The following is a 24697-nucleotide window of genomic DNA, read 5'->3' as shown; positions in this document are numbered from 1 at the left end:
GTCACAGAAGTGGCAGAAGCCCAGCAGACTACGGCTCGTTCGGCTGTGTCATCAGTCCATCGACAAACCGCCGCAATAGCCGTACGAGGTCGCGAAAATCGTCATCGCTCCATTCGGCAAGCGCGGGCGCTGCAAGGCGAATCCGGGCGGCATCGAGCGCGTCCGTCATCTTTCGCCCCTCGGCCGTCAGAACAGCCTCGTTTACCCGACGGTCGACCGGGTTTGGCTTGCGCTCGACCAGGCCCAGGCTCTCAAGCCGCGTGACCTGCCGGCTCACGGTGGTGTAGTCCCGACCTGCCCGCTCCGCCAGTGCCACCACGCCGATCGGGCCATACCGATCGATGCCCACCAGCAAGGGGAACAGCGCCCGATCCAGGGACAAGCCTGCCTCGCGCAGCAGGACATCGTCCCGACCCGGCAGGTTCATCAATGCGAATAGGTCCACCATTGCGCCGTGCAATGACTTGAAGTCCTTCTTACTGATCTTCGCCAAGACTGCTCCTGCCTCTTCCTTCCCTGTTTGTGATACCGCGGCCTGCATGCGGGCCCGACCTGCCGCGGCCCTGCCGCGCGCCAATTATGCGCTGGCGCGCCAGGCAGCGACCGTTGACGGACTCGGCGCGACCCCATAATATGTGCGTTTTGCACACGTTCCCTTGAAGCCAGGCCGTGCAGTCCGCTGGCGGCGTGCCGGGCGGGCAGGCAATCTGCCCTGAACCCCTACCTATTGCTGGAGCATCCTCGTGGCGATGTCCTCAACCATTGGCCCCTTCCATCAGAAGAAGCGCATCGTGGCGCTTTGGCTTTTCAGCGTCGCGGTGCTTGCCGTACTGATAATATCCCGGCCCAATCTGAACGAAGAAAGCGTGATGGATGTCGTGCTCGATATTTCGGGCGCATTCCTGATCCTGGCCGGCGTATTGGGAAGACTGTGGAGTACGCTCTATATCGGTGGCAAGAAGAACGAGCAATTGGTTACCACCGGGCCTTATGCGATGACGAGGAACCCGCTGTACTTCTTTTCGCTGATGGCAATGTTCGGCGCCAGCCTGATGTTTGGCTCCGCGCTGGTCGCCGGCGCGGTGCTGCTGGGCGGGCTGGTCATTTTCTCCTTCACTGCCAGACGCGAGGCCAGGTACCTGGCGTACCGCTATGGCATGGAGTACGCGGCCTACGCCTGCGTGACGCCATTGTTCTGGCCACGGCTCTCCAGCCTGTGCTCGCCGGCGGAAATCACCATCTCGGTAAAGGCGCTGAAGAGGACGCTTCGGGAAGCACTCGTCTTCCTGTTGCTGATCCCGCTAATGGAAGTTCTGGAATACCTTCACTTCGAAAACTACCTCGCTGCCTTCTTCCATATTCCTTGAGCAAATGGAGCTTGCCTTGATCATCCGACCCTATCGCCCCGACGACCTGGATGCCGTCATCGAGCTCTTCCTGCTGGCGATCCGCGAGACGGCATCGCGCGACTATTCGCCCGCGCAGGTCGCTGCATGGGCGCAGGCTGACCGCGACATCTGGAAGGCGCGACGATCGAGCAAGCCGACATGGGTGGCGGAGGTGGACCAGACGGTAGCAGGTCTGACGGATCTGGAAGCCGACGGCCACATCGACATGATGTACGTCCATCCCCGCTTCGGTGGCCGCGGTGTCGGGAAGGCCCTGCTTTCCGCTGCCCAGAGCCGGGCGCTGGAAGAGGGAATCGGGCGGCTCTATTCCGAGGTCAGCATAACGGCCAGGCCATTCTTCGAGCGGATGGGGTTCACCGTCGTGGAACCCGAAACGGTTCTGCGCAATGGGCAGGTATTCACGCGCTTCAAGATGGAGAAGACCCTCGGCCAGAACAGCCACACGGGATCGACACAAGGTCGTCCAGCCAATCCCTCCCTTTGAGGACGGCCGGCAATGGCAGGGAAAGCTCGCCGACGCCCGGCAGTCGGACTTTCCTGCGCATCGAGACCACCCGAACGTTTTGAGGAGCAACCCAATTGAGACGACTCGATGGAAAGATCTGCGTGATCACGGGCGCGGCGCGGGGCATCGGCTTTGCAATTGCCACGCGCTTCCGTGCGGAAGGAGCGACCGTCATCCTGACGGACCGGGATGGCGACACGGGTCGGCAGGCGGCGCAATCGCTGGGCGCGGCCTTCTACGAGCTCGACGTACGAGAGGAAGCCGATTGGCTGCGTCTTGCCGACTCCGTTCCGGTCGCCGACGTGGTGGTGAACAACGCCGGCGTCACGGGGTTTGAAGAGGGAGCGGTGGATCATGACCCCGAGAACGCTACCCTTGGCGCCTGGCGAGCGGTCCACAGCGTGAACCTTGATGGGACCTTTCTGGGTTGCCGGTATGCCATCCGGGCGATGAAGGGAAAAGGCACCGGATCCATCATCAACATCTCTTCCCGCTCCGGCATTGTTGGAGTCCCTCTCGCGGCTGCCTACGCGTCGTCGAAAGCGGCCGTGCGAAATCATACGAAATCGGTGGCCCTGTACTGCGCGCAGCAGGGTTGGAGGATGCGGTGCAACTCGATCCATCCCGCTGCAATCCTGACGCCCATGTGGCAGCCGATGCTGGGCACGGGACCGGACCGCGAAGCCAGGATGGCCGCGCTTGTTTCCGATACCCCCCTCAAGCGCTTCGGATTGCCAGAAGAGGTCGCGGCAGTCGCTGCAATGCTGGCTGCGGATGAATCGGCGTATATCACTGGCGCCGAGCTACAGATCGATGGCGGTCTGTTGGCGGGCTCGACCGCACCGCCGGGCTGACGTCCAATTCCAACGGGTGAGCTGCGATTCGGAATCCGACAAGTGGAAGGCATGAAGACCATGACAAGGTCGCTGCAGATCGATGGTCTCCCGCACAGTTTCAAGACGCAAGGGAGAGGAGAGCCAATTGTATTTGGGCACGGCGGCTCGGGACGCAAGGAATGGTTCGATCCGCTGCTGGCGTTACTGCCCGCCGAGAGGGTGCTGGCCGGACTGCGAATTCCTGACCTGCAGCCGCAGGACGCGCAAGGCGTGGCAAAGGCGATCCAGCATGCGATCCGATGAGGTGGCATTCCGCAGCGATGGAATCGAACTTGCCGGCACACTGACCATTCCGGACTGCCGCGGGCGCGCCCCCACGGTGATCCTCGCCGCTGGATCCGGCCATCACGACCGGGACGAGACCGTCTGCGGCAAGAGGCCGTTTCTCGCTATCGCGAACCATCTCGCGCAGGGCGGCTATGCGGTGCTTCGCTTCGACAGCCGGGGCGTCGGTGCGTCGGGCGGAACGACCGCCGAAACGACGTTCGACACCAAGGTGCAGGATCTGCAGGCGGCGCATGCCTTCCTGCGTGCCGATGCGCGGATTGACCGCGAGCGGATCGTCCTGATAGGGCACAGCGAAGGCGCACTGACGGCGCTTGCCTGCGGCCGCAGGACCGGGTCCGCGGTGGCCATGCTTGCCGGGCCCGCGGTGCCAATCGAAGAGCTGCTGCATCGGCAAGCTTGGAAAGTCTCGGCCTCCTCCGGTGCTACGCCAGCGCAACTGGAGTACGAGCGGTCGATGAATGCGCGCGTTTTCGCGCTGATCAAGGCCGATCCCGCCAGCGCTTCCCTGCACTACCGCGCGACCCAGCTTATCCTCGACGCGTTGAGTGGCTGGCCCGACCCACCATGGGACCGCAGCGCGGATCTCGCGGCCACCGCCGCCCAGATGGCGTCTACCGTAACTGCAGCAGACTTCCGCACGCTGCTGGTCCAGGATCCGGCGGCACTGCTTCGTTCCTTTCCGCACGCGCTCGCCGCAATCTTCGGTGAGTACGATCAGCAAGTGGAAGCCGATTGCAATTTACGATCGTTCCGGGCGGCAACCGCCCGCCATCCTCTGGCGAGGGCCTGCATACTGGCGCGCCATAACCACCTGCTGCAGGAAGCGAACACCGGAGCACTGGACGAATACGCAAGGCTGGACCCTACCCCTTCGGCCGCCGCCCTCCGGCACCTCGCGAACTGGCTCGACGAAGTCTGCGGCCGGGAATAGCCCCAGCATCCTTCAACCCGCGGGACATCCATGACGACTACTCCAGCCACAAGTGACTCTCCATCCCATCACCGCCGAAACGACTCGCTGCGAGCGCGTCGTCGCATCGGAACTGCTGCGGGCCGTCTGCGAAAGCACGCTGGCGATGTACCCCGGTACCGTGGCCCCTCTGCCGTGGGGCGGATATCTTGCCGAAGAGGACGGCCAGTTTGTCGGCACCTGTGCGTACAAGACCCCGCCGCAGTCTGGCCAGGTCGAGATCGCCTATTTCACCTTTCCGGGCCAGGAGGGCCGCGGCGTCGCGACACGGATGGCACGGCAACTGATCGGCATCGCGCAGCGCGAGGGCGTGGCCGTCGTTGTCGCGCAGACCTTGCCCGAGCCGGGCGCCTCCACGGCAATCCTGCAGAAGCTCGGCTTCCGTCGCGCGGGCGAGGTCATCCATCCGGAGGATGGACTGGTCTGGCAATGGGAGTTGCAGCGAGATTGAGGCCAAGCATGCCGACGGTCCTTGGCCGAGCTGCCGGACGATTGCTGCATGCTCGACCAATCCCATGAGCGGCCCAGCCTACTCCTCCTGGAACGCCTCTTCGCGTTTGGCCTTGATGGTCGGCAGCGCGACCACCGCCACCAGCGCCGCCGCTGCAACCAGCAGGCTCAACGACAGCGGTCGCTCGACGAACACATGGAAGTCGCCGCGCGAGAGCAGCAGCGTACGGCGGAAGTTCTCCTCCATCATCGGTCCGAGCACGAAGCCGAGCAGCAGGGGCGCCGGTTCGCAGTGCAGCTTCATGAAGACGTAGCCGATCGCGCCGCAGGCTGCCGCGACGAAGACGTCGAACACCGAGTTGTTGACCGAGTAGACGCCGATGCAGCAGAAGGTCAGGATCGCCGGGAACAGGAAGCGGTACGGCACCTTCAGCAGCTTCACCCACAGCCCGATCAGCGGCAGGTTGAGCACGATCAGCGTCAGGTTGCCAATCCACATCGAGGCGATCAGGCCCCAGAACAGCGCGGGGTCGCTGGTCATTACCTGCGGGCCGGGCTGGATATTGTGGATGGTCATCGCGCCGACCATCAGCGCCATCACGGCATTCGAAGGAATGCCCAGCGTCAGCAGCGGAATGAAGGAGGTCTGCGCCGCCGCATTGTTGGCCGATTCCGGACCGGCGACGCCTTCGATTGCCCCCTTGCCAAACTCGTGCGAGTACCTGGATGTCTTCTTCTCGAGAGAATAGGAGGCAAAGGACGAGAGCGACGCGCCGCCACCGGGCAGCACACCGAGCGCGGAGCCCAGCGCTGTGCCGCGCAGCACTGCCGGAATCATTCGGCGGAAGTCCGCGCGGGAGGGGAACAGGCCGGTCACCCGATCGGTGAACGTCTCCCGATGCTCCCGCTGTTCCAGATTGGCGATGATCTCGGCGAAGCCGAACAGCCCCATGGCAAGGCCCGTGATGTTGATCCCGTCGGTCAGCTCCGGCACGTCGAAGGAGAACCGCGCCACACCGGAATTGACATCCGTGCCGATCAGGCCGATCAACAGGCCGAGCACGATCATGCCGATGGCCTTGACCAGCGATCCCGACGCCAGCACCACTGCACCGATCAGGCCGAGCACCATCAGCGAGAAGTACTCTGCCGGGCCGAACTTGAACGCAAGCTCGGACAGCGGCGTGGCAAACGCCGCGAGAATCAGCGTGGCGACGCAACCGGCAAAGAACGAGCCGATGCCGGCGGTTGCCAACGCCACCCCTGCGCGGCCTCGGCGCGCCATCTGGTAGCCGTCCAGCGTCGTCACCACGGCCGACGATTCCCCGGGGAGATTGACCAGAATGGCGGTGGTGGACCCGCCATACTGGGCACCGTAGTAGATGCCGGCCAGCATGATCAACGCCGCGACTGGCGGCAGGGTATAGGTGATGGGCAGCAGCATCGCGATCGTCGCCAGCGGTCCCAGGCCGGGCAGCACGCCGATGAGCGTTCCAAGCAGGCAGCCCAGGAACGAGTACGCCAGATTCTGCACCGTCAGCGCGGTGGAGAATCCCAGCGCGAGGTGTTCCAACAATTCCATCTCAATGTCTCCTTGATTGCCTCGGTGGCATGCAGATGCCAGGTTTCTTCAGATGTCGGGGCTGCACGGCCTCAGGCTGACAGGAAGGCCGGCCACACCGGCATTTGCAGGTTGATGCCGTAGACAAAGGCCACCAGGCTGATCGCCACCAGCACCACGGCGTTGCACACCGCGCCCTTCCAGCTGAACTCGTGACTCGCCATGGACGACGTGATGACGAGCACGACCACGGACAGCACCATGCCAAGCGGCTTGAGCACCAGTGCGAACAACACCACGGAGCCGAGCACCCACAGCAGGGTGCGCAGGTCCACCCGCGCGATGCGGTCGCCGGTCCCTTTTGGCGAGAACGCGCCGAACGCCACGACAGCGCCCAGGATGGCCAGCAGGATGCCCAGCCAGAAGGGGAAGTAGCCCGGACCCATGCGGGCGGCCGTGCCCATCGTGTAGCCGCGGGCCACCATGGAAAAACCCAGGCCCACGAGGATGAACATGAGCCCGGAAGCGAAATCGGTTTGCCTGTTGATGCGCATGACGTTGTCTCTGGCCAAGCGGAGGGTTGAACGAAGCCATCGCCGCCGGTTGGACCGGCAGACTGGTGGGCGATACCGCAAGGATTGCCGCGGTGCAGGCGCACGGCGACAGCGACCCTCCCCAACTGCGGCGAGAGGGATCGCGATGGAAGGCGTGCAGGCTCGTCGGCAAACGCCGCAAGATTCCACAGCCGTTGGTTGCGTGTCTTCGTTGACCGCAGGACTGAACCTTACATCACGCCGTGATGTATTTGAACCCGTACAAGGGTTATTCCCGAGGCTCTCGGCAGGGAGGGCTGCAGGTGAAGGTCGGGATCGGAAGGTCGAACGGAAGGTGCCGGCCCTCGGGGGCCGGGGGGCGGAGAACAAGGCGCGGCGCGTCCGCGCTACCGCACTACCGGCGGCTGCCCGCTGTCAACAGCGCGCTCAATGCAGCAAAGTCCACCGGCTTTGTCAAATGATGGTCGAAGCCCGCCAGCGCCGCTGCCTGCTTGTCCTGCTCTTGTCCCCAGCCGGATAGTGCGATGAGCAGGGTCCGCTTTTCCTTCTCGCGCTGCCGCACACCGCGGGCGACGTCGTAGCCCGACATGCCGGGCAAGCCGATGTCCAGCAGGACCGCGTCGGGCTGAACCGACAGGATCAGTTCCAGGCCACTGGTGCCATCCGTCGCGGCATGCACCTCCCATCCGACGCTCTCGAGCAGCAGCGCCAGGCTCTCCAGCGCGTCCTCGTTATCGTCGACGAGCACAACCCGGGAACGCCGTTCCGATGCAGGCGCGGGCGCTTCCGCCGGCAGGCTGGCAGCGGGATCGGGGCGCGGCGACGCGGTCGTCAGCGGCAACCGGACAATGAACTGGCTGCCCAGCCCCTCACCGGCGCTGCGCGCTTCGATCGTGCCGCCATGCAGATGCACCAGACCGCGCACCAGTGCCAGTCCGATGCCCAGGCCACCCTGCGACCGCTCGAGTGCCGGTGTCAACTGCGAGAACATCTCGAATACGGTTTCCAGGTGCTGGGCGGGAATGCCGACACCGGTATCGCTGACCGTGATTTGCACCGCATCGCCGTCGCGCTCCGCGCGGATATCGATATGTCCGCCGGGGGGCGTGTATTTGGCCGCGTTGGTCAGCAGGTTGGATACGATCTGCTGCAGGCGCACCGGGTCCGCTTGCACTGCCATGTCCGCTTCCGGTGGCGTGACGGATAACCGGTGCTGGGCGGCAAGGATGATCGGCTCCGCGGCCTCGATAGCCTGCTGCAGTGCATCGGCGACGAGCAAGGTCTGCTTGCGCAATGGCACCTTGCCGCCCGCGATGCGGGAAATATCGAGCAGATCGTCCACCAGGTGGGACAACACCCGCGCCTGTCGATCGACGATGGACCATAGGCGCGATTGCCGTTCTGGGTCGGCGCCGGCCGTTCGGATCAGGTCAAGCGCGTTGCGGATCGGGGACAGCGGGTTGCGCAGTTCGTGAGCGAGCGTCGCGAGGAATTCGTCCTTGCGCCGATCGGCAAGCGCCAGCGCATCGCGGCTGCGCTCCAGCTCGGTTTGCGCTTCTCGCTGCGCGGCCAGCGCCTGCTCGGCCTTCTTGCGGGCGATCAGCAGCTCCCGCTCGTAGGCGTGGCGGTCGTTGACGACCATCGTGCCGATCTCGTGCCGGACCTCGTCTCCCTGCTTGCGCACTTGCGCATTGAACAGCATCGGCACGGTATGCCCTTGCCGATGCAGCACGTCCAGCTTGACCTCGGCAATCGAGCCCTGGATCTGCAGCAAAGGTACCCAGTGCGTCTGGTGGAACAGTCGCCCGCCCATCGTCAACAACGTGCTCAGGCGTTTGCCGAGCAGCTCGCCGGCTTCGTATCCTACCCAACGGCAGAAGGTGGCGTTGATCCGCAGGATCGTCCCATTGACGTCGGTCACCAGCAGTCCGCAAGGGGCCTGCTCGTATAGCGCGGAATCGCGTTCGGGTTCGGCGTGCCCGGGCTGCACCTCAGAGGTCCAGTTTGGCGAGGAACTGCTCCATCGCACTCACGCTCTCACTTGGCGCGCTCAGATGCGGGCAGTGCCCGACGTTGTCGATGATGCGAAGGGTGCCGCGCGGCAATTCGCGATGCAGGAATTCCCCCACCGAGAGCGGTGCGATCAGGTCGTCGCTGCATTGCAGGACCAGGGTCGGGCACTGCACCCGTGACACCTCGGCGCGATGATCGGACAGGAACGTCACGCGCGCGAAGTGCTTGGCGATATCGGGGTCGGTGCGGCAGAAGCTGTTCGTCAATTCCTCCGCCAGTTCCGGCTGGTCGGGCGCCCCCATGATCGCTGGCGCCATGGTGCTGGACCAGCCGAGATAATTGCTTTCCAGCGTCTCCAGCAAGCCGTCGATATCGGCAGCCGTGAAGCCGCCGACGTAGGGGCCGTCGTTGATGTAACAGGGAGACGGACCCACCCAGACCTGTGCCATGAACTGCTCGGGCCGCTTGACCGCCGCCAGCATACCGATCGTCGCGCTGACCGAGTGGCCGACGAAGACGACAGGGCCTTGCGCAAAATGCTCCACGATCTCGCACACGTCATCGGCGTAGCCGTGGAGCGTGTCGTACTTCCGGTAGTCGTAGGCGGAAAGGTCGGACTTGCCGCTGCCAACCAGGTCGAACAGGACGATGCGGTACCGTTGCTCGAACGCCAGCGCCATGTAGCGCCACATCGTTTGATCGCAGCCGAAGCCGTGGGCGAAGACAAGAGTCACCGGTCCCTTGCCAACGGTATTGACGTTATTGCGGTACTGGATAGAGGGGGACATCTTGTATTGCGGCTGTGCGGCGGTTATGCCAGTCCTCGTCATTGGCCATATCCGAGGGCGCGCGCTCGCAGGTTGTCAGGACGGCTTCGGCCGGACAACGCGAAGCGTCGCCCGCTATTCTACATGCTGCACCTGTCCGCCAGCGTTGTCGCAGCGGCGACACTGGGATTCCCCGATTTCGATGCCCTGCCCCGCCGATTCGCCGAGGCCGCCACGGGTGTAATATCGTCGCCATGCTGCCCAACGGCCCGGCCATTCCGTCCTTCGATTCCGCGCTCGACATGCTGACCGCCTGTCACGGCAAGATCCGGCGCTTCGCCCGCCTCTGCGAACGGCTGGCCCGGCACACTGCCGAGCACGGCGCCGACGAGCAGGCGAGCACGGCCGCGGCCAGCATCGTGCGGTACTTCACGATTGCCGCGCCCCTGCATCATGCCGACGAGGAGGAAGACCTGTTTCCCGCGTTGCGCGCCCTGGGCGATGACGGCCTGACCTCCTCGATGCAGGACCTGGAGGGGGACCACGACGCGCTGGAGGCGCTATGGAAGCAGGTCCTTCCATGGCTGGAGGCGGTGCAGCAAGGAAGCGCCGGCCCTGCGCCCGAGGCGCTGTTCCTGTTCGCGTCCCGCTATGTCGAGCATGTCGATCGCGAGGAGCGCGAGGTGTTCGCTCGGGCGCAAGGGCTGCCCGCGCCGATATTGCAGTCGATGGGAAGACGGATGGCCGTCCGTCGTGGCGCGCAGGGATGATCTGACCGACCGGTGCTGGCCGAACGCAACGAGGACACTATCCCCGGCAGCCTCCGGCGCCCTCGTCTTTGGCGACAGCATGTTGCCGAGGGTGTCCTGCGTCGCGATGCGCTGCCCTGTCAGTGCTTCTCCGCGGACGCTTCGCCCGGATGGCGCCGCACCGCCCTCACCTTTGCGCTGCGGCCGCCGCCGCAGAAGAAGCGATCGCCGCCGTCCGACTCAAGCCCGGATACGCCGGCGCCGGCAGGCATCTCGATGCGCTCGATCACCTCGCCGGTCCCGGGGTCGACGCGGCGCAGATCGCTCACATCGCCTTCCCATGTCCCGTGCCACAGCTCGCCATCGACCCACGTCACGCCGGTGACGAACCGGTCGGAGGTCAACGTGCGCTGGATCGCCCCGGTCTCGGGGTCGAGCTGATGAATCTTGCGGGCTTCGTACTCGCCGACCCACAGGCTGCCTTCTGCCCATGCCAGTCCCGAATTGCAGCCGTCCGTCGGCGCGGGGATGGTGCCGACCACTTCGCCCGTCTGCGGGTCGATCTTCTGGATACGGTCGTTCGCGATCTGGTACAGGTAACGCCCGTCGAACGCGGTGCCGGCATTGGCGGTGACATCGAGCGCGCGCACCGTCTTGCCGTCGCCCGGGTCCATGGCGAGAAGCTTGTCTCCTGTCGCGAACCAGACGTGCCGGCCGTCGAAGGACACGCCGTGGACTGCTTCCACGCCGGGGAACGGGCCGTACTCGCGGAGAATCTCTGCGTTGGCTGTTTTCATGCTGGCATCCTTGGTAGTGGGTTGCACTGCGAAGGACACGCGACCGGTGCGAATTGCCTGATCGGCCGGTGTCATGCCTGCATGCTACTGGGACGGCGACAGCGCGGGGAGTAACAAGGTCGTCGTGATTTCGGGCACCGGCGTGGCCCAGCGCCGTGCCCGCCCGTGCCCGATCGGCTGGACCTTGCCGGACGCCGCGAGGGCATCGAGGGCGCGTTGCACGGTCCGCTGGCTTGCGCCCAGCGCAAGCGCCAGGGCGGAACTGGACCACGATTCTCCGTCGGCCAGCAGTGCCAGCACCGCTGCATGGCGCTCTTCGGCGGTACGCGCGAGAACGACAACCGCCCGGCCTTGCCCGGGAACCAGTGCATAACCGGCCGGCGTGGCGCCGACCTTCGCCACGCTTCGGAGGGCGGCGCGCAGGCGGCCCATCTCGACGCGCAGGCGCGCCCGATGTGTGGCATCGACGTGCCGCATGCGGAAAGCCCGTTCGATCAGGACATCACGAGGAACATCCCTTGGGAATGCTTCGGCCAGCTCGCGGGCAAGTGCGAACAGCACCGGTCGCCTCGACAACGGGATAACCGCGCCGGCCTGGCACACCGCGTGCCGGCAGGCGTCGATGACCAGCGCTTCGGACGCGAGCAGCGCTTCAACCTCGGCAAGACGGAGCGGGCGGCTGTTGCCCCGGTCGATCCGGCGTGCCACGGGCGCCTCGAGCAAGGCGACTGCCCGCTCGACCTCGGTCAGCAGTGCGGGAATGGCCGCGCGCCGCGCGGCCGCTGCGGCGCGAGCGAGGGAAGCGCGGGCCGCGCCAGACTGCATGCGCCGTATCGCGATGCCGGCGACCACCAGTTCGTGAGCGGTACGCAGCGCAGGCGGCAAGGTGTCCGGCGCCGCTCCTGCCAGCATCCGTTCGGCCTCGTCGAGCCGACCGATCAGCAGCAGGCGACGGCTTGCCAGGTAGCGAGCATGCGCGGCGTTCACCCGGTCGCCGGCCGCCTCCAGCGTGGCTCGCGCGGCATCGAGCACCCGCGGCGGCCAGCCAAGGTCGCGCACCGCCAGCGCGATCTCGGCTTCGGCGACCACGCAGCGGGCACGGGCCAGCGGCGCGCGGCCGCCGAAGGCGCGGGCGGCGCGACGCACCAGGGTCTTCGCCCGGGTCAGGTCGCCCAGCTGCGCCAGGGCGATGCCGCGCAGCGCGAGCGCGGGTGCGTCGTCGCGCAAGGCGACGCAGTTCAGCGCGCCGAGCGGGTCGCCGGCCGTCAGCGCCCGGGCTGCTGCCTCGAGCGGGTCCATTCGAATCGCGCCACGGTTCTCACTCCCTGCTGCACGGAACGGCGCCTAATCTAGCACGGCCGCCACCAGCCCCAAGGCGCGCCGAGAACCAGATGGGCCGCTCCCGGGCGCACATGGCGCCCCCAAGGGGCGCAACCAGGCCGGCGTCTGGTGGCGCCGGCACGACGAGTACGGCCAGCCCCGAGGCATCGCCGGTGGCGCCGAACGTCGGCATGTCACCATCGCCGCTGTCCCCTCCTTGGCACGCCTTCACAAAAAGTGAACGGCCCTTCATTGTGGCGGCCTTTCGTGTCCATCCGGCTTTGCATACAGTCCAGCCCGATTCAGGATTCGATTCCCCACAAGGACAACGAGGAGACCCCTTTCATGAAGCGTCGACAGATTCTGCTGGCCACGGCGACCGCCGCACTGAGCTTCCCCCTGACCGGAGGGCTCGCGCAGGCCGAGCCGATCGCGGGAGGCAAGCCGGTCACGCTGGTCGTGGGTTTCGCCGCAGGCGGCGCTGCCGATGCCGCGGCCCGGCTGATCGCGAAAAAACTGGCGGAGAACCTGGGGCAGTCGGTGGTGGTGGACAACCGCGGCGGCGCGGGCGGAAATATCGCCCACCAGCAGGTCGCAAACGGCCCGGCGGACGGCAGCATGCTGCTGTTCGGCTCGATCGGACCGCTGACTATCGCGCCGCACCTGATGAAGCTGCCCTATGACCCATTCAAGGATCTTGCGCCGGTATCGGGCGGGGTGAACTTCCCCAACGTGCTGGTCGTGCACAAGGGGACCGGCGTGAAGAACCTCGCCGACTTCGTCGCATTGGCGAAGAAGAAGCCGGGGGCGGTCGACTATGCGTCCACCGGCGCCGGCTCTGCCTCCCACCTGGCCGGGGAGTTGTTCAACCAGCGCGCCGGCGTGGAGATGGTCCACATCCCCTACAAGGGCGGCGCGCCGGCCCTGCAGGATCTGCTGGGCGAACGCGTGACCTCGTACTTCGCTGCCCCGCCCACTGCAATGCCGCACGTCGAAAGCGGGAAACTGGTGCCCCTCGCGACCACCGGTTCGGCGCGCCCGGATTATCTGCCGAACATTCCTACGGTGGCCGAGTCGGGCTTTCCCGGCTTCGAGGCACTGAACTGGTACGCCTTTGTCGCACCCGGCAAGACGCCCGCGCCCGTGCTCGACCGCTGGAACAAGGAAATCGTCAAGGTGCTGAACGACCCTGGCGTGAAGGACGCGCTGAACAAGCACGGCTTGACGCCGCAGCCGACCACGCGCGCGGAGCTGCTGTCGTTCATGAAGAAAGAAAGCGCCAAGTGGGGTGGCATCGTCAAGGAACGCAAGATCACCGTCAACTGAGCGCCCCCGACCCGGCGCCACCAAGGGCTTCACCCATCAACGGGGTGAAGCCCTTTTTCCATCAACGGCTCGCCGAAGGGAGAATCGTCGCGCCGAACCACTTGCCGTCCCGCACCAGCGAACGCGCGACATGGGCGAGCACCACCCTTGCGGCGAGCGCGGCCGGGGACAATTCGTCGTCGGACAGACTGGCCAGCATGCTATGGCGCCCGGCCTGCGCGTCGACGATCAGCGAGCGGACCAGCGTTTCATCCCGCAGACGCGCGGTAGCGGCTCCGGGCTGGATCGTCGCACCGAAGCCGTCGTGCACGGCATCCATCAACACCGACAGCCCGTCGATCTCGGCCACTACCCGAGGCGACACCCGCAGGCGGGCGAACGCGGCGTCGAGCAAGGCGCGCAAGCCATGCGACCCGCTGGGCAGGATCAGCGGCAACTCGCCCAGCTCGGCCAGGCGTATGCGTCCGCCCTTGGGCAGATTGGGCAAGCCCGCGGCCCCGAGGAGGTAGAGCCTCTCGTCGAGCAGCGGCGTCACGCTCCACCGACGCGCGGTGTCGGTACGAAAAATGACAGCGAGATCGAGCCGGCGCGCATTGAGCATCTCGGTCAGATGCCCGGACAACGCCTCGACAAGGCGCACGCGCACTTCCGGATAGCGGGCCTGCATCGCGCGCAGCAGCGGCACGCCCAGCACCGCTGCCGTCGTGGAAGCCAGACCAATGTTGACGTGCCCGGAGAGCCTGGCCTGCTGCGCCGACTGCACGGCATCGTCGGCGTGCCGCAGGATCAGCTGGGCCCGTTGCAGAAATGCCAGACCGGCATCGGTGGGCACGACCCCGGTGGACTGACGCTGCAGCAGCCGCGTGGACAGTTCGCGTTCCAGCTTGCTGATCTGCTGGCTCAGCGCGGACGTCGCAAGTCCGAGCTCCAGCGCAGCCTTGCCGAAGCTGCCGAGTTCGCAGACCTTGGTGAAGTAGCGGAGTTGGCGCAGTTCCATTGTCGGTGAGGCGGCGGGTACCTGACGTACGCGCAGGCGTGGCGCGCATGGTAACACCGGCGCCCCACCGGGGCGGCACATACGGCCCTGCCTGCGCCTGGCCGGGGCCATCCGCTCATGCCTTGCCCTGCGCCTCGAACACCAGGCTGATGGCGGGGGCATACTTGTCGCCGTGCCCTGCCTCGATCGCCTTCTGTAACGTCTCGATCAGGTTGCGCGCGCCACTGGCGTCCACGCCAACCTGCTCCGCCAGTGCAACGGCGTAGGAGATGTCCTTTTTCGCATAGGTGACGGGAAACGCCTTCTCCGGGAACCGCTGCGGTGCGATCGCTTTCATGCCATGGTTGCGCAAGGCGAAACTGTCCGCCGATCCCGTGGAAAACGCCTGGAACAGAACGTCGGGCTGCACTCCTGCACGCCGGCCGATGGCCGCCGCCTCTGCCAGCGCCAGCACGGTCTCGTAGAGCACCATGTTGTTCAGGATCTTCACGACCTGGCCCGCGCTGACGCCACCGGCATGGGTGACGTCACTGGCGAAGGTCCGGATGAAGGGCTCGATTCGGGCAAATACCCCCGCGTCGGCGCCCACCGGCACCGCCAGCGTACCGGCTTCCGCGGCTGCGCGGGTCCGCATGACGGGCGCATCGGCGAACACGATGCCCCTGCGCTGGAGCTCGCGCGCCGTCTCCAGGGTGACCTCTACCGAGGACGTGCTCAGATCGACGATGGTCTTGCCCGCGGACAGGCGTTGCGCCAGTCCATCGGGCCCGGCGACGACCTGCTGCATGATTTCCCCGGACGGCAGCGACAGGAACACGATCGACGCCTGCTCCGCGAGCACGTCGGGGCTGACCGCCTCCACCCCGTGCGCGGCGAGCCGTTGCAGGGGCTCCACGTTGGTATCGAAGGCCAATACGCGCGCACCGCTCTTGTTGGCGATATGCCGGCAGATCGGCTCGCCCATCACGCCGACCCCGATGAAGCCGACCACCACCTGTTGATTCGTCATGCTGTTTCCCACGGTTTCGAAGCGGTTCATGCCGGCAGATTGGCTGGATTCATGCTCCAGTAGATGCCCTTGCTCTGCTGATACAGGCGCACGCCGGTAACGCCCTTCTCGCGGCCGATGCCGCTTTCCTTGAAGCCGCCGAACGGCGTGGCGATCGACAGCTGCTTGTAGGTATTGATCCAGACGACGCCGGCCTCCAGCGCGCGGGCGATACGCCATGCCCGCTGGTAGTTGGCTGTCCACACGCCGGAGGCCAGCCCGAACACCGTATCGTTGGCCTGGGCGATCAGGTCGTCTTCGTCGTCGAAGGGCAGCACGCACACTACTGGCCCGAAGATCTCCTCCCGCACCGCGGTGGCCTGGTTCGACAGCCCTGCAATTACGGTCGGCAGGTAGAACGAGCCCCGTTCGAAACGCTCGCCTTCCGGACGCCGACCGCCGGCCAGCACCTCGCCCTTCTCCCGCCGGGCCGAGTCCACCAGCGACTCGATCCGCTCCCGATGCCGAAAGCCGGCAACCGGCCCCATTTGCGCGCCCTGCGCATCGGGCAGATCGACGCGGATGCTGTTCGCGCGCGCCACCAGCCGCTCCAGGACCTGGTCGAGCACGCTGCGCTGCACGAACAGGCGCGATCCCGCCACGCAGGATTGACCGCTGCCTTCGAAGATGCCATCCACAACGCCATCCACGGCCGCCTGCAGGTTGGCATCGTCAAAGATGATGTGGGGAGATTTGCCGCCCAGCTCGAGCGCAACGGGAATCAGCCGTTGCGCAGCGACGGCGGCGATATGCCGTCCCGTGATGGTGCCGCCCGTGAATGAGATCATCCGCACGTCGCGATGGCCGATCAGCGCCTTTCCGGTCTGCGACCCCGTGCCGGGCAGCACATTGAGGATGCCGGGCGGCAACCCCGCTTCCAGCGCGATGCGCCCCACCGCCAGGCCGACCGCCGGCGTAACCTCGGAGGGCTTCAGTACGACCGCATTGCCCGCGGCCAGCGCCGGCGCGATCTTCTGCGCCTCCATCGTCATCGGCGAGTTCCACGGCGTGATGGCTGCCACCACGCCGTACGGTTCATAGGCCGTCATCGACAGGTAATCGCCCCGCGACGGCGTGACCTCGGCGCCCAGCGTCTCGCAGACGGCGGCGTAATAGCGATAGGTCGCCGCGGCGCTGGCGACCTGCGCCTGGCATTCGCTCCAGACCTTGCCATTCTCGATCATCTGCAGGCGCGCCAGCTCCTCGGCATTGGCCCGGATGCCATCGGAAATCCGGCCCAACACCTGGGCTCGTACATGGGGCAGCATGTCGCGCCATGTCCTGGACGCAGCCGCCGCACGTGCGGTGGCAACGGCCTCGTCCACCAGCGCGGCGTCGGCCACCGATACGCGGTAATTGAGTGCGCCAGTGGCCGGATTGATCGATTCGAGCGCGTCGTCTTCGCGCACCACCCACTGGTCGCCGATCAGCATCGGCTTCAGTTGGTCCGAGGAGGATGTGGACATGAGAAATTCCAGAAAGAGGGTTGCCGACGGCCGGCGAAGCACGCCGGGGATCAATCGATCCGGGCGCCGGAGATCGAGGCTGCCTTCGCCCACTTGGTCTGCTCGCTGCGCATGAACTTCTCGAACTGCTCGGGGCTGGTGTTGTTGACCTCGCCGCCAAGCGCCTCGATCTTTTGCTTCATCTCGGGCGTGGCGACGATCTTCGATACGTCGCCGTAGATCTTCTGCCGCAGGTCGGCCGGCAGCTTTGCCGGCGCCAGCAACCCGAACCACGTCGCGGCATCGAACTCGCCCAGCCCGGCCTCCCGGAAGGTCGGCACATCGGGCAGCACCGGCAACCGCTTGGGGTTGGCCAGCGCGAGCGGCTTGAGCTTGCCTGCACCGATCTGCGGCAGCACCGCGGTCGTGGTGGCGAACATGATCTGCACCTGTCCAGCGAGCAGGTCCGTGATGGCCGGCGCATCGCCCTTGTAAGGGACATGGACCATGTCGACCTGGTGCGCCGCCTTGAACAGCTCGCCCGCCAGATGCTGCGCGGTGCCATTGCCCGGCGAGGCGAAGGCGATGTCCTTCGGCTTCTGCTTCGCCGCCGCGACCAGCGCCGATGCCGTGTCGACCTTGATCCCCGGCCCGGAAACCAGCACGAGCGGGACCGTGGTCACCAGCGTGATGGGCGTGAAGTCCTTCAGCGTGTCGTACTGCAGCTTCTTGTACAGGCTCGGACTAATGGTGTGCGCCGAGGTGGTCATGAACAGCGTGTAGCCGTCCGGAGCCGACCGTGCGATCGCATCGGCCGCCAGCGTCGTACCGGCACCCGGGCGGTTGTCGACCACGACCGGCTGCTGCCATACCTGCGTCAGGCGCTCCGCGAGTGCGCGGGCAACCGTATCCGTCGCGCCTCCAGCGGCGTAAGGCACCACCAGGCGCACGGGCTTGGACGGAAAGCCGGGCTGTGCGTGGGCTGCCCCCGCCGCTGCCAGCACAAGGGCCGACGCCAGCAAGGCAGGCAGACGGGAATATCGACTGTTCGCGTTCATGTTTGTCTCCGGTTATTGCGGACCTGTCCGTTTTTCTTGGCCGGTCTGCACACCAGACCGTTCGTTCCGCTAGAGAGAATACGTAAGGGTGATGCGAAAGTCAATTCCCGAACTTCAGACGTGCAACGTCGCCTGCCGGTCGCGCTGGCAATGGGGCAGGAGGACAACGGAGGAAGAGAGAGAGAAGGACAGCAGGCAGCCGATTACTGCCAATGCGAAATGAGCGCGGGCAGCGTTGCCGGGGGGTGCGGAAAGACCGCCAGCGCCGGCGTCAAGCGCCCGGCGCTGGCGGATGACGCGGCCAATTGCCGCCCAGCGCGTGCGTCGCGCGCTCGCCGGCCTGCAGCAGCAGCGTACTCATCCGCTCGACCGCCGCCGGCGAGAACCGCTCCAGCGGCCCGGACAGCGACAGCGCGCCCAGCAGCATGCCAAAGGGACCGAACACCGGGCAAGCCACAGCCCCGCACAGCGGATCGCGCTCGCCGAACGAGGTGAAGATCAGCGTGCTGTCGACTGTCGGCGGGTCTTCCCGGAACGCCAGCAATACCTTGCCTGCCGCACCACGATGCAGGGGCAGGATGTCGCCCACCCGAACCCGATCCAGGGTGGAGTGGGCGGAATCGAGCCGCAACAGGCAGAGCCGCTGCTCCGGGCCGTGCTGGATATGGAAGGACGGGCTTTCGGTGCCATGCGCGACCAGCCAGTCCAGGATTGGCGTCAGTCCTTCACGCAGGCCGTTGGAAGCGTCGAAGGCGCGCCCGAACAGAAATGCGAGCGGTCCCAGGGTGTAACGCCGGTCCGTCCGGCGCGTCACCAGATTAGCCCGCTCGAGCGACGCGAGCAGCCGCAGCAGCGTGCTCTTGTAGAGCCCCGTGGCCCGCGACAGCTCAGACAGCTGCATCGGCGCCGCCGCCCGTGCCAGCGCGAGTGCGATGGACAATGCCCTGTCGACGGCGGCGACGCCGTCGGTTGCCGTGGTGGAAGACTCGCCGGATTGCGCGTCGCTCATGGGTTTTTTTGACTGATTGCCGAGGCGCGAGTGTAGCAAATCCGACCGGCAGGGCCGCTGGGGCACACCGCTTCCGATCCGTGTAGCGGAACGGTCGTTCTCTTGGGTACACCCCACGAACCGGCCAGTCCACGCGGGAGGCGGGCTGCGCTGCCGCCAAGCCCTCAGCCAGCGCCGCGCCTGCCACGCCGCCGCACCGAGGTCGCGAACAGCTCGTTGCGCGCGGCTTCCGTGATCGCCGTCACGCACGGATGCGTGATGCGGCGCTCGACCGAGATCGCGAAGAACTCCTCCACGACATCGGCGGTTGCGCCGAGCGCGCGCACCGCGTACTGCTTCTCGATGTCCCTCTCCAGCACCGTGGCCGCTACAAAGATGCCCATGCCGCGCCGGCCGAATTCCTTGGCCAGCGCACTGTCGTCGCATTCGGCAACGACACGAGGCCGCAGCGACTGCGCCTGCAACCAGTTGCGCAGCCGCTTGCCCAGCGCCGACTCGGCCGCGGGCATGAGCATGGGCGCGCCTTCCAGGCAGCCCGGGAACGGCCCGCGGCACGAGGCGAGCAGCGCCGGCGCGGCGAAAAAGCTGATGCCAGAGCCGCCCAATCGATGATTGAACGCGCGCACGCTGACGTCCGAGGGGATTGGCGCATCGGCGATCACCAGGTCGATCCGGTGCAGCGCCAGCTCACCGAGCAGCGTGTCCAGCTTCCACTCCCGGCAAACCATGCGCACCGGCTCGGGCAGTTGCGAAGCCGGCGCGATCAGGCGGCAGGCGATAGTCTTCGGTACCGCATCGGCGACCCCCACGCGAAATTCCAGCACCTTTCCCTTGGCGGGTTGCTCGCGCACGGCCGCCTCAAGCTCGGCGCCGATGGAGAAAATCGCCTCCGCATAGCCGAGGACCATTTGTCCCGCATCGGTCAGCACCAGCCCACGCCCGTTCCGGGCGAACAGCGGGGTGCCCAGTGCTTCCTCCAGCGACTGGATCTGGCTGCTGATGGTTTGCGGCGCCAGATGAAGACGCTCGCTGGCGCGTAGCACGCCGCCCAGTTTGGCCACCTGGAAGAAGTAGTGAAGATGCTTGTAGTTCATCGCCAGAACCCTCCCCCGGAAAGCGTCGGAAGCAGCCGGAAATCTTCGGCTTTCTCGGATGATGTTATCCAAACAATCTGCTTTTCGCTGACATTTCGGTGGCCTAGATTTCCATTGTCCAGCCGCTGCACACCAGGTGTCGTCGCTGCGTCAATGGGCAACCCACATCATCAGGAGGCACCGACATGGCCACGCTCCTTTTGCCGTGCGACGGCTCGCCAAGCGCCCTGCTTGCCGTCCGTCACGCGATCGACGAGTTCCACCGCGGCGAGGCGCAGCGAGTGCATCTGCTGAATGTGCAGCCGCCCTTCTCGCACTACGTAGCGCGCCACGTGGGCCGGCAGTTGCGCGCCGACTTCCAGCGTGAACGCGCCGACGAGGAGCTTGCCGAGGCGCGGCGCCTGCTCGATGGCGCCGACGTGCTCTATTTCGTCCATCGGGAGGTGGGCGACAAGGCTCACTGCATCGTCGAGCTGGCGCGCCGGCTGCACTGCGACCGCGTTGTCATCGGCACTGCCCGCAAAAGCGCGCTGGTTCGCGCGGTGGAGCACTCCTTGACCAACCAGTTGCTCGACTGCTGCCCGGTTCCCGTCGAGGTGGTCGCCGGCGCGCCGGCGGGCATGATCGAGAGGATTGGCATTCCGGCTGGCGTGGGCGCGGGAATGGCGTTGCTCTGGGCCACTGCCTCCTGAACCGACCATGATCGAATCCTTTGCCACCGGTCCGATGTGGGCCGGCTTCATTGCCTTCGTCATCGCCATGCTGGCGCTGGACCTGTTCGTCCTCGGCGGCAACAAGGCGCACCGGGTTTCCGTCAAGGAGGCCGGCAGCTGGGTTGCCGCCTGGGTGTCCATGGCCTTCACCTTTGCGGCGCTGCTGTGGTGGTATCTGGATGGTACCGCCGGGCGGGAAGTCGCCAACAGCAAGGCCCTGGAGTTCATCACCGGCTATCTGATCGAACAGTCGCTGTCGGTCGACAACATGTTCGTGTTCGTGATGATCTTCACCTATTTCGCCGTGCCGCCGGAACTGCAGCGGCGCGTGCTGCTGTACGGCGTCCTTGGCGCCATCGTCATGCGGGCGGCAATGATCCTGGCCGGCGTCTGGCTGGTGCAGGAATTCTCGTGGATCCTCTACGTATTCGGTGCGTTCCTGATCGTGACCGGCATCAAGATGCTGATCTTCGCCGATCACCAGCCCGATCTGGAGAAAAATCCACTGCTGCGCTGGCTGCGTGGCCATATGCGCATCACGCCGGTGTTCCACCGGGAGAAGTTCTTCGTGCGCATCGACGGCGTGCGCTGGGCCACGCCGATGTTCCTGGTTCTGATGATGATCGAGGCGAGCGACCTCGTCTTCGCGGTGGACAGCATCCCGGCCATCTTTGCCGTGACGACCGACCCGTTCATCGTCTTCACCTCCAACATCTTCGCCATCATGGGGCTGCGCGCGCTGTACTTCCTGCTCGCCGACATGGCCGGGCGCTTTCATCTGCTCAAGTACGGCCTCGCGCTCGTGCTGGTGTTCATCGGGGGCAAGATGCTGGCGGCACCATGGTTCCACCTGCCCGTGCAATGGTCGCTGGCTGTCGTCGGCTCGGTGATCCTGATCTCCGTCCTGCTCAGCCTCAAGCTGACCGAGCGCAAGCGCGACCACGCGACAACTTGATGATCGCCTCGCTGCTGCCGCGGGACCGGGGATGCCGGGCCTGCGTTACTCCGCTGCCGCGTTGCCTTCGACCCGGCGCACCAATGCCTCGATCTCCGATTCCGCGAAGACCTCGATGCCATGTCGTCGCAGGAGCGCGGCCGTCACCCCCGCCCCTTCGTGCTTTCGCCCGGCGAACTGGCCGTCGTAGATGAAGCTGCTGCCGCATGACGGACTGCCATCGGCCAGCAAGGCAAAGCGGCAACGATGTTCCTGCGCCACCGACAAGGCGGCCCATGCTCCCTGCAGATAGAGATCGGTGACATCCGCTCCGGTTGCCTCCACCACGCGGGCACGGTCGGACAGAACATCCTCCCCGGACTGACCGTTTGCAATTTCGGCCGGCGGACGTGGTACGGGGAAGCCGGCGCTCAATTCCGGACAGACCGACACAAGTCTTCCCTCACGCTGCCACCTGTCCAGAGCGGCGTGCAGGACGGGCTTTGCCTGGCCGTTGTAGCGAACTGGCCGGCCGAGAAGACAGGCGCTCACAAGGATTCTTGATGTCATGGGAAAGAAGATCTGTCGATCGATGTCGCGCGACACTCTACACGATCACCGAAGGGCACCCGGCACCGGCTGGCGCCGCGCATGGTGGCATGGCGTCTTGCCGTTTCACTCCGCAAAACTTTGATGCGTCGCAAAATGACGGCGCCGCTTCCACCGCCTATAACGTCCTCTGCGGTTTCACCGCGCAAAACAAACAATACTTGGGGGACAGTCGATGGCGGGCCACGGATCGTCGTTGCGCAAGGCGTGCGCCCTGCTCAGGGCCCTGACGGACCCGCGCAACTCGCGCCTGACCGACCTGGCACAGGCCTCCGGCGTCGACAAGGCGTCGGCGCTTCGACTGCTCGACACGCTCTCGGCCGAGGGCCTGGTATCGCGCGATCCGCTTACCAAGGCATTCAGCCCGGGACCGGAATGGCTGGTCATGCAAGCCGCTTCCCTGCGGCGCCTGGACCTGCGTCCGCTCGCCCGCCCTTCCCTGATCCGCCTTGCATCGGCATTCGAGGACACGGCGATCCTGTCCGTGCCCAGCGGCTGGGAGTCGGTCTGCGCCGAGCTGCGCTTCGGCAATTTCCCCATCCGCGCCAACTATCTGGACGTCGGCAGCCGCCGTCCGCTGGGCGTTGGCGCCGGCAGTCTCGCGCTACTGGCCGCGCTGCCCGACGACGAAGTCGAGGCCGTGCTGGGTTGCGTGGCGCCGGCCTTGAAGCGCTACCCCCACCTGAGCGCGGCGGCGCTCCTCCGCCATGTGGAAGCGACTCGCACACGCGGCTATGCGGTGCTGCTCGACGTCGTAGTCCAGCGCATGGGCGGCATCGCGATCGCCCTGCCGGGACCGGACGGCTACCCGGTCGCCGCGCTGAGCATCGCGGCACTGAACGAGCGGATCGTCGCACGCGAGATCGCCATGGCCAAGGCCCTGCGCCGCGAAGCCGACGGCATCGTAGCGAACCTCGGCACGATCGTGCCTTCCTATCCCGATCGCTGGCCCCGCCGGGGTGCCGTGACGCGGACGGCCAGTGCGGCGCTGGCTGCCGGCGCCCAATGACAGAGCGCCGGGGCTCGCAGCGCTAGCCGGTTGGCGAAGAACATCCTCACACACGACAGAACAAGGAACATCGACATGGAGACATCCGACGCCCGCTGGAAGCAGCGCCCCGAAGGCTCGACGTGGGGCGACTTCGGTGCCGACGATCAACTGGGCAGGCTGAACCTGATCGGTCCGGAGCAGGTCCGCAAGGCCGCTCGGGAGATTCAGGCGGGGCTCAGCTTTTGCCTGTCGCTGCCGCTCGACTATCCCGGCGGCAACAAGCTCAATCCGCGCCGCCATCCGCCGGTGTTGCGGCCGACCTTCCGCGATGACCTGCCCTATCTGAACTTCCCGCTGGCCAAGGTAGACCCGGCCGCCACCGACGTGATTTCCGACGACCAGGTGCTGCTGTCGCTGCAGTATTCGACCCAGTGGGACTCGCTGGCCCACGTCGGCGCCCTGTTCGATGCGGATGGCGACGGCCGGCCCGAGCGCGTCTACTACAACGGCTACCGCGCCAACACCGATATCGTCGGGCCGATGGACTACGACGACAACGACCACTACACGGCGCACGGCTGCAATCACGAGCACAGCGAAGCGCGTGCATTGGGTATCGAGAATTTCGCCGTCAAGGGGATGCAGGGGCGAGGGGTGCTGGTCGATCTGGCGCACTGGTTCGGCACCGACTTTCGCAATATCGGCTACGACGACCTGATGCGCGCGATGGACGCGGATCGCGTCGAGATCGAACGCGGCGACATGCTGCTGCTGCGCACCGGCTTTGCAGAGGTGGTGCTGTCCATGCAGCGCGAGCCGGACGAAACGGTGCTGCACCACAGCTGCAGCGCACTGGATGGGCGCGACGACAGGCTTCTGCAGTGGATCACCGATTCCGGTATCGCCGCGCTCATCGCGGACAACTACGCGGTCGAGCGGTATCCGGCGCGCCCGCCCAGCGGACCGGGCCCGCATCCGCTGCTGCCGCTGCATCACCATTGCCTGTTCAAGCTCGGTCTGCCGCTGGGCGAATTGTGGTACCTGCGGGAGCTGGCGGACTGGCTGCGGCATCACGGGCGCACGCGCTTCATGCTCACGGCGCCGCCACTGCGCCTGCCCGGTGCGGTGGGTTCGCCCGCCACACCGATCGCCACGGTGTAGGACATCAAAACAACAATCCAGAGGAGACCCGAC

Annotated in this window: 26 protein-coding genes; 12 read left to right on the top strand and 14 right to left on the bottom strand. The window is 66.0% G+C overall.

Translation table 11 applies throughout. From position 1 onward, the window contains the following. Positions 1–28 precede the first annotated feature (28 nt). Complete coding sequence (locus K6V06_RS08580) at positions 29–493, bottom strand: MarR family winged helix-turn-helix transcriptional regulator (protein WP_255581714.1); 465 nt, start codon at positions 491–493, stop codon at positions 29–31. Between the two features lie 256 nt (positions 494–749). On the opposite strand from K6V06_RS08580, the gene K6V06_RS08575 reads away from it, so the two are divergent. From K6V06_RS08575 to K6V06_RS08550, 6 genes are all read left to right on the top strand, one after another. Beyond that, the gene (locus K6V06_RS08575; protein ID WP_255581727.1) at positions 750–1367 is read left to right on the top strand and encodes an isoprenylcysteine carboxylmethyltransferase family protein; all 618 of its coding nucleotides are present in this window, start codon (positions 750–752) and stop codon (positions 1365–1367) included. A 16-nt stretch (positions 1368–1383) separates the two neighbouring features. Then, positions 1384–1893, top strand: a complete 510-nt coding sequence (locus K6V06_RS08570; protein WP_222242157.1) for a GNAT family N-acetyltransferase — start codon at positions 1384–1386, stop codon at positions 1891–1893. 95 nt (positions 1894–1988) lie between these two features. After that, entirely contained in the window at positions 1989–2768 is a 780-nt protein-coding gene (locus K6V06_RS08565) for an SDR family oxidoreductase (RefSeq protein ID WP_222242155.1), read from the top strand. A 51-nt stretch (positions 2769–2819) separates the two neighbouring features. Next, positions 2820–3053 carry an alpha/beta fold hydrolase gene (locus tag K6V06_RS08560; RefSeq protein WP_222242153.1) on the top strand — a complete coding sequence of 78 codons (234 nt, stop codon included), beginning with the start codon at positions 2820–2822 and terminating at the stop codon, positions 3051–3053. Next, the gene (locus K6V06_RS08555; protein WP_222242151.1) at positions 3040–4029 is read left to right on the top strand and encodes an alpha/beta fold hydrolase; all 990 of its coding nucleotides are present in this window, start codon (positions 3040–3042) and stop codon (positions 4027–4029) included. The genes K6V06_RS08560 and K6V06_RS08555 overlap by 14 nt, the downstream gene beginning before the upstream one ends. Positions 4030–4081: 52 nt before the next feature. Then, entirely contained in the window at positions 4082–4519 is a 438-nt protein-coding gene (locus tag K6V06_RS08550; RefSeq protein WP_222242149.1) for a GNAT family N-acetyltransferase, read from the top strand. Between the two features lie 78 nt (positions 4520–4597). Here the strand turns inward: K6V06_RS08550 and K6V06_RS08545 are convergent, their stop codons facing one another. The 4 genes from K6V06_RS08545 to K6V06_RS08530 all read right to left on the bottom strand — a co-directional run bounded on the left by K6V06_RS08545 (position 4598) and on the right by K6V06_RS08530 (position 9434). Continuing rightward, positions 4598–6100, bottom strand: coding sequence for a tripartite tricarboxylate transporter permease (locus K6V06_RS08545; protein ID WP_222242147.1), 1503 nt, complete (start codon positions 6098–6100; stop codon positions 4598–4600). Positions 6101–6171: 71 nt separating this feature from the next. Further along, entirely contained in the window at positions 6172–6633 is a 462-nt protein-coding gene (locus K6V06_RS08540) for a tripartite tricarboxylate transporter TctB family protein (protein WP_222242145.1), read from the bottom strand. 394 nt (positions 6634–7027) lie between these two features. Beyond that, entirely contained in the window at positions 7028–8623 is a 1596-nt protein-coding gene (locus tag K6V06_RS08535; RefSeq protein WP_222242143.1) for an ATP-binding protein, read from the bottom strand. A gap of 1 nt (position 8624) precedes the next feature. Then, a complete protein-coding gene (locus K6V06_RS08530; RefSeq protein WP_222242141.1) occupies positions 8625–9434 on the bottom strand; it encodes an alpha/beta fold hydrolase in 810 nt (269 codons plus the stop codon). A gap of 233 nt (positions 9435–9667) precedes the next feature. On the opposite strand from K6V06_RS08530, the gene K6V06_RS08525 reads away from it, so the two are divergent. Next, positions 9668–10183 carry a hemerythrin domain-containing protein gene (locus K6V06_RS08525; protein ID WP_222242139.1) on the top strand — a complete coding sequence of 172 codons (516 nt, stop codon included), beginning with the start codon at positions 9668–9670 and terminating at the stop codon, positions 10181–10183. A 119-nt stretch (positions 10184–10302) separates the two neighbouring features. On the opposite strand, the gene K6V06_RS08520 is transcribed toward K6V06_RS08525, so the two are convergent. Both K6V06_RS08520 and K6V06_RS08515 read right to left on the bottom strand, forming a co-directional pair. Next, positions 10303–10959 (bottom strand): glutamine cyclotransferase, encoded by a 657-nt coding sequence (locus tag K6V06_RS08520; protein ID WP_222242137.1) that lies wholly within the window; start codon positions 10957–10959, stop codon positions 10303–10305. A gap of 84 nt (positions 10960–11043) precedes the next feature. Beyond that, the gene (locus K6V06_RS08515; RefSeq protein ID WP_222242135.1) at positions 11044–12258 is read right to left on the bottom strand and encodes a helix-turn-helix domain-containing protein; all 1215 of its coding nucleotides are present in this window, start codon (positions 12256–12258) and stop codon (positions 11044–11046) included. Between the two features lie 366 nt (positions 12259–12624). Between K6V06_RS08515 and K6V06_RS08510 the strand changes: the two genes are divergently transcribed. Further along, positions 12625–13605: a tripartite tricarboxylate transporter substrate binding protein gene (locus K6V06_RS08510; RefSeq protein WP_222242133.1), complete on the top strand. Its 981-nt coding sequence runs from the start codon at positions 12625–12627 to the stop codon at positions 13603–13605. Positions 13606–13666: 61 nt separating this feature from the next. On the opposite strand, the gene K6V06_RS08505 is transcribed toward K6V06_RS08510, so the two are convergent. The 6 genes from K6V06_RS08505 to nhaR form a co-directional block, all read right to left on the bottom strand. Continuing rightward, positions 13667–14602, bottom strand: a complete 936-nt coding sequence (locus tag K6V06_RS08505; RefSeq protein WP_222242131.1) for a LysR substrate-binding domain-containing protein — start codon at positions 14600–14602, stop codon at positions 13667–13669. Positions 14603–14717: 115 nt separating this feature from the next. After that, positions 14718–15611 (bottom strand): NAD(P)-dependent oxidoreductase, encoded by an 894-nt coding sequence (locus tag K6V06_RS08500; RefSeq protein ID WP_255581713.1) that lies wholly within the window; start codon positions 15609–15611, stop codon positions 14718–14720. A 26-nt stretch (positions 15612–15637) separates the two neighbouring features. Beyond that, positions 15638–17116, bottom strand: coding sequence for an aldehyde dehydrogenase (locus K6V06_RS08495; protein WP_370637419.1), 1479 nt, complete (start codon positions 17114–17116; stop codon positions 15638–15640). 50 nt (positions 17117–17166) lie between these two features. Further along, positions 17167–18153, bottom strand: a complete 987-nt coding sequence (locus K6V06_RS08490) for a tripartite tricarboxylate transporter substrate binding protein (RefSeq protein ID WP_222242128.1) — start codon at positions 18151–18153, stop codon at positions 17167–17169. A 271-nt stretch (positions 18154–18424) separates the two neighbouring features. After that, positions 18425–19162, bottom strand: coding sequence for an IclR family transcriptional regulator (locus K6V06_RS08485; protein WP_222242126.1), 738 nt, complete (start codon positions 19160–19162; stop codon positions 18425–18427). A gap of 164 nt (positions 19163–19326) precedes the next feature. Further along, positions 19327–20256: a transcriptional activator NhaR gene (nhaR, locus tag K6V06_RS08480; protein ID WP_222242124.1), complete on the bottom strand. Its 930-nt coding sequence runs from the start codon at positions 20254–20256 to the stop codon at positions 19327–19329. A 185-nt stretch (positions 20257–20441) separates the two neighbouring features. Here nhaR and K6V06_RS08475 point away from each other — a divergent pair, with 185 nt between their 5' ends. Both K6V06_RS08475 and K6V06_RS08470 read left to right on the top strand, forming a co-directional pair. Then, a complete protein-coding gene (locus K6V06_RS08475) occupies positions 20442–20948 on the top strand; it encodes a universal stress protein (RefSeq protein ID WP_222242123.1) in 507 nt (168 codons plus the stop codon). A gap of 7 nt (positions 20949–20955) precedes the next feature. Further along, entirely contained in the window at positions 20956–21924 is a 969-nt protein-coding gene (locus tag K6V06_RS08470; protein ID WP_222242121.1) for a TerC family protein, read from the top strand. A gap of 45 nt (positions 21925–21969) precedes the next feature. On the opposite strand, the gene K6V06_RS08465 is transcribed toward K6V06_RS08470, so the two are convergent. Then, complete coding sequence (locus K6V06_RS08465; protein WP_222242520.1) at positions 21970–22473, bottom strand: DUF523 domain-containing protein; 504 nt, start codon at positions 22471–22473, stop codon at positions 21970–21972. A gap of 214 nt (positions 22474–22687) precedes the next feature. On the opposite strand from K6V06_RS08465, the gene K6V06_RS08460 reads away from it, so the two are divergent. Together K6V06_RS08460 and K6V06_RS08455 are read left to right on the top strand one after the other, a co-directional pair. Continuing rightward, positions 22688–23521 carry an IclR family transcriptional regulator gene (locus K6V06_RS08460; RefSeq protein WP_222242119.1) on the top strand — a complete coding sequence of 278 codons (834 nt, stop codon included), beginning with the start codon at positions 22688–22690 and terminating at the stop codon, positions 23519–23521. A gap of 75 nt (positions 23522–23596) precedes the next feature. Next, positions 23597–24664: a cyclase family protein gene (locus K6V06_RS08455; protein WP_222242117.1), complete on the top strand. Its 1068-nt coding sequence runs from the start codon at positions 23597–23599 to the stop codon at positions 24662–24664. The last annotated feature ends 33 nt before the right edge of the window (positions 24665–24697 follow it).

Source organism: Cupriavidus sp. AU9028 (assembly GCF_019795295.1).
Taxonomy (GTDB): domain Bacteria; phylum Pseudomonadota; class Gammaproteobacteria; order Burkholderiales; family Burkholderiaceae; genus Cupriavidus.
This window is presented reverse-complemented; position numbering and strand designations above follow the sequence as displayed.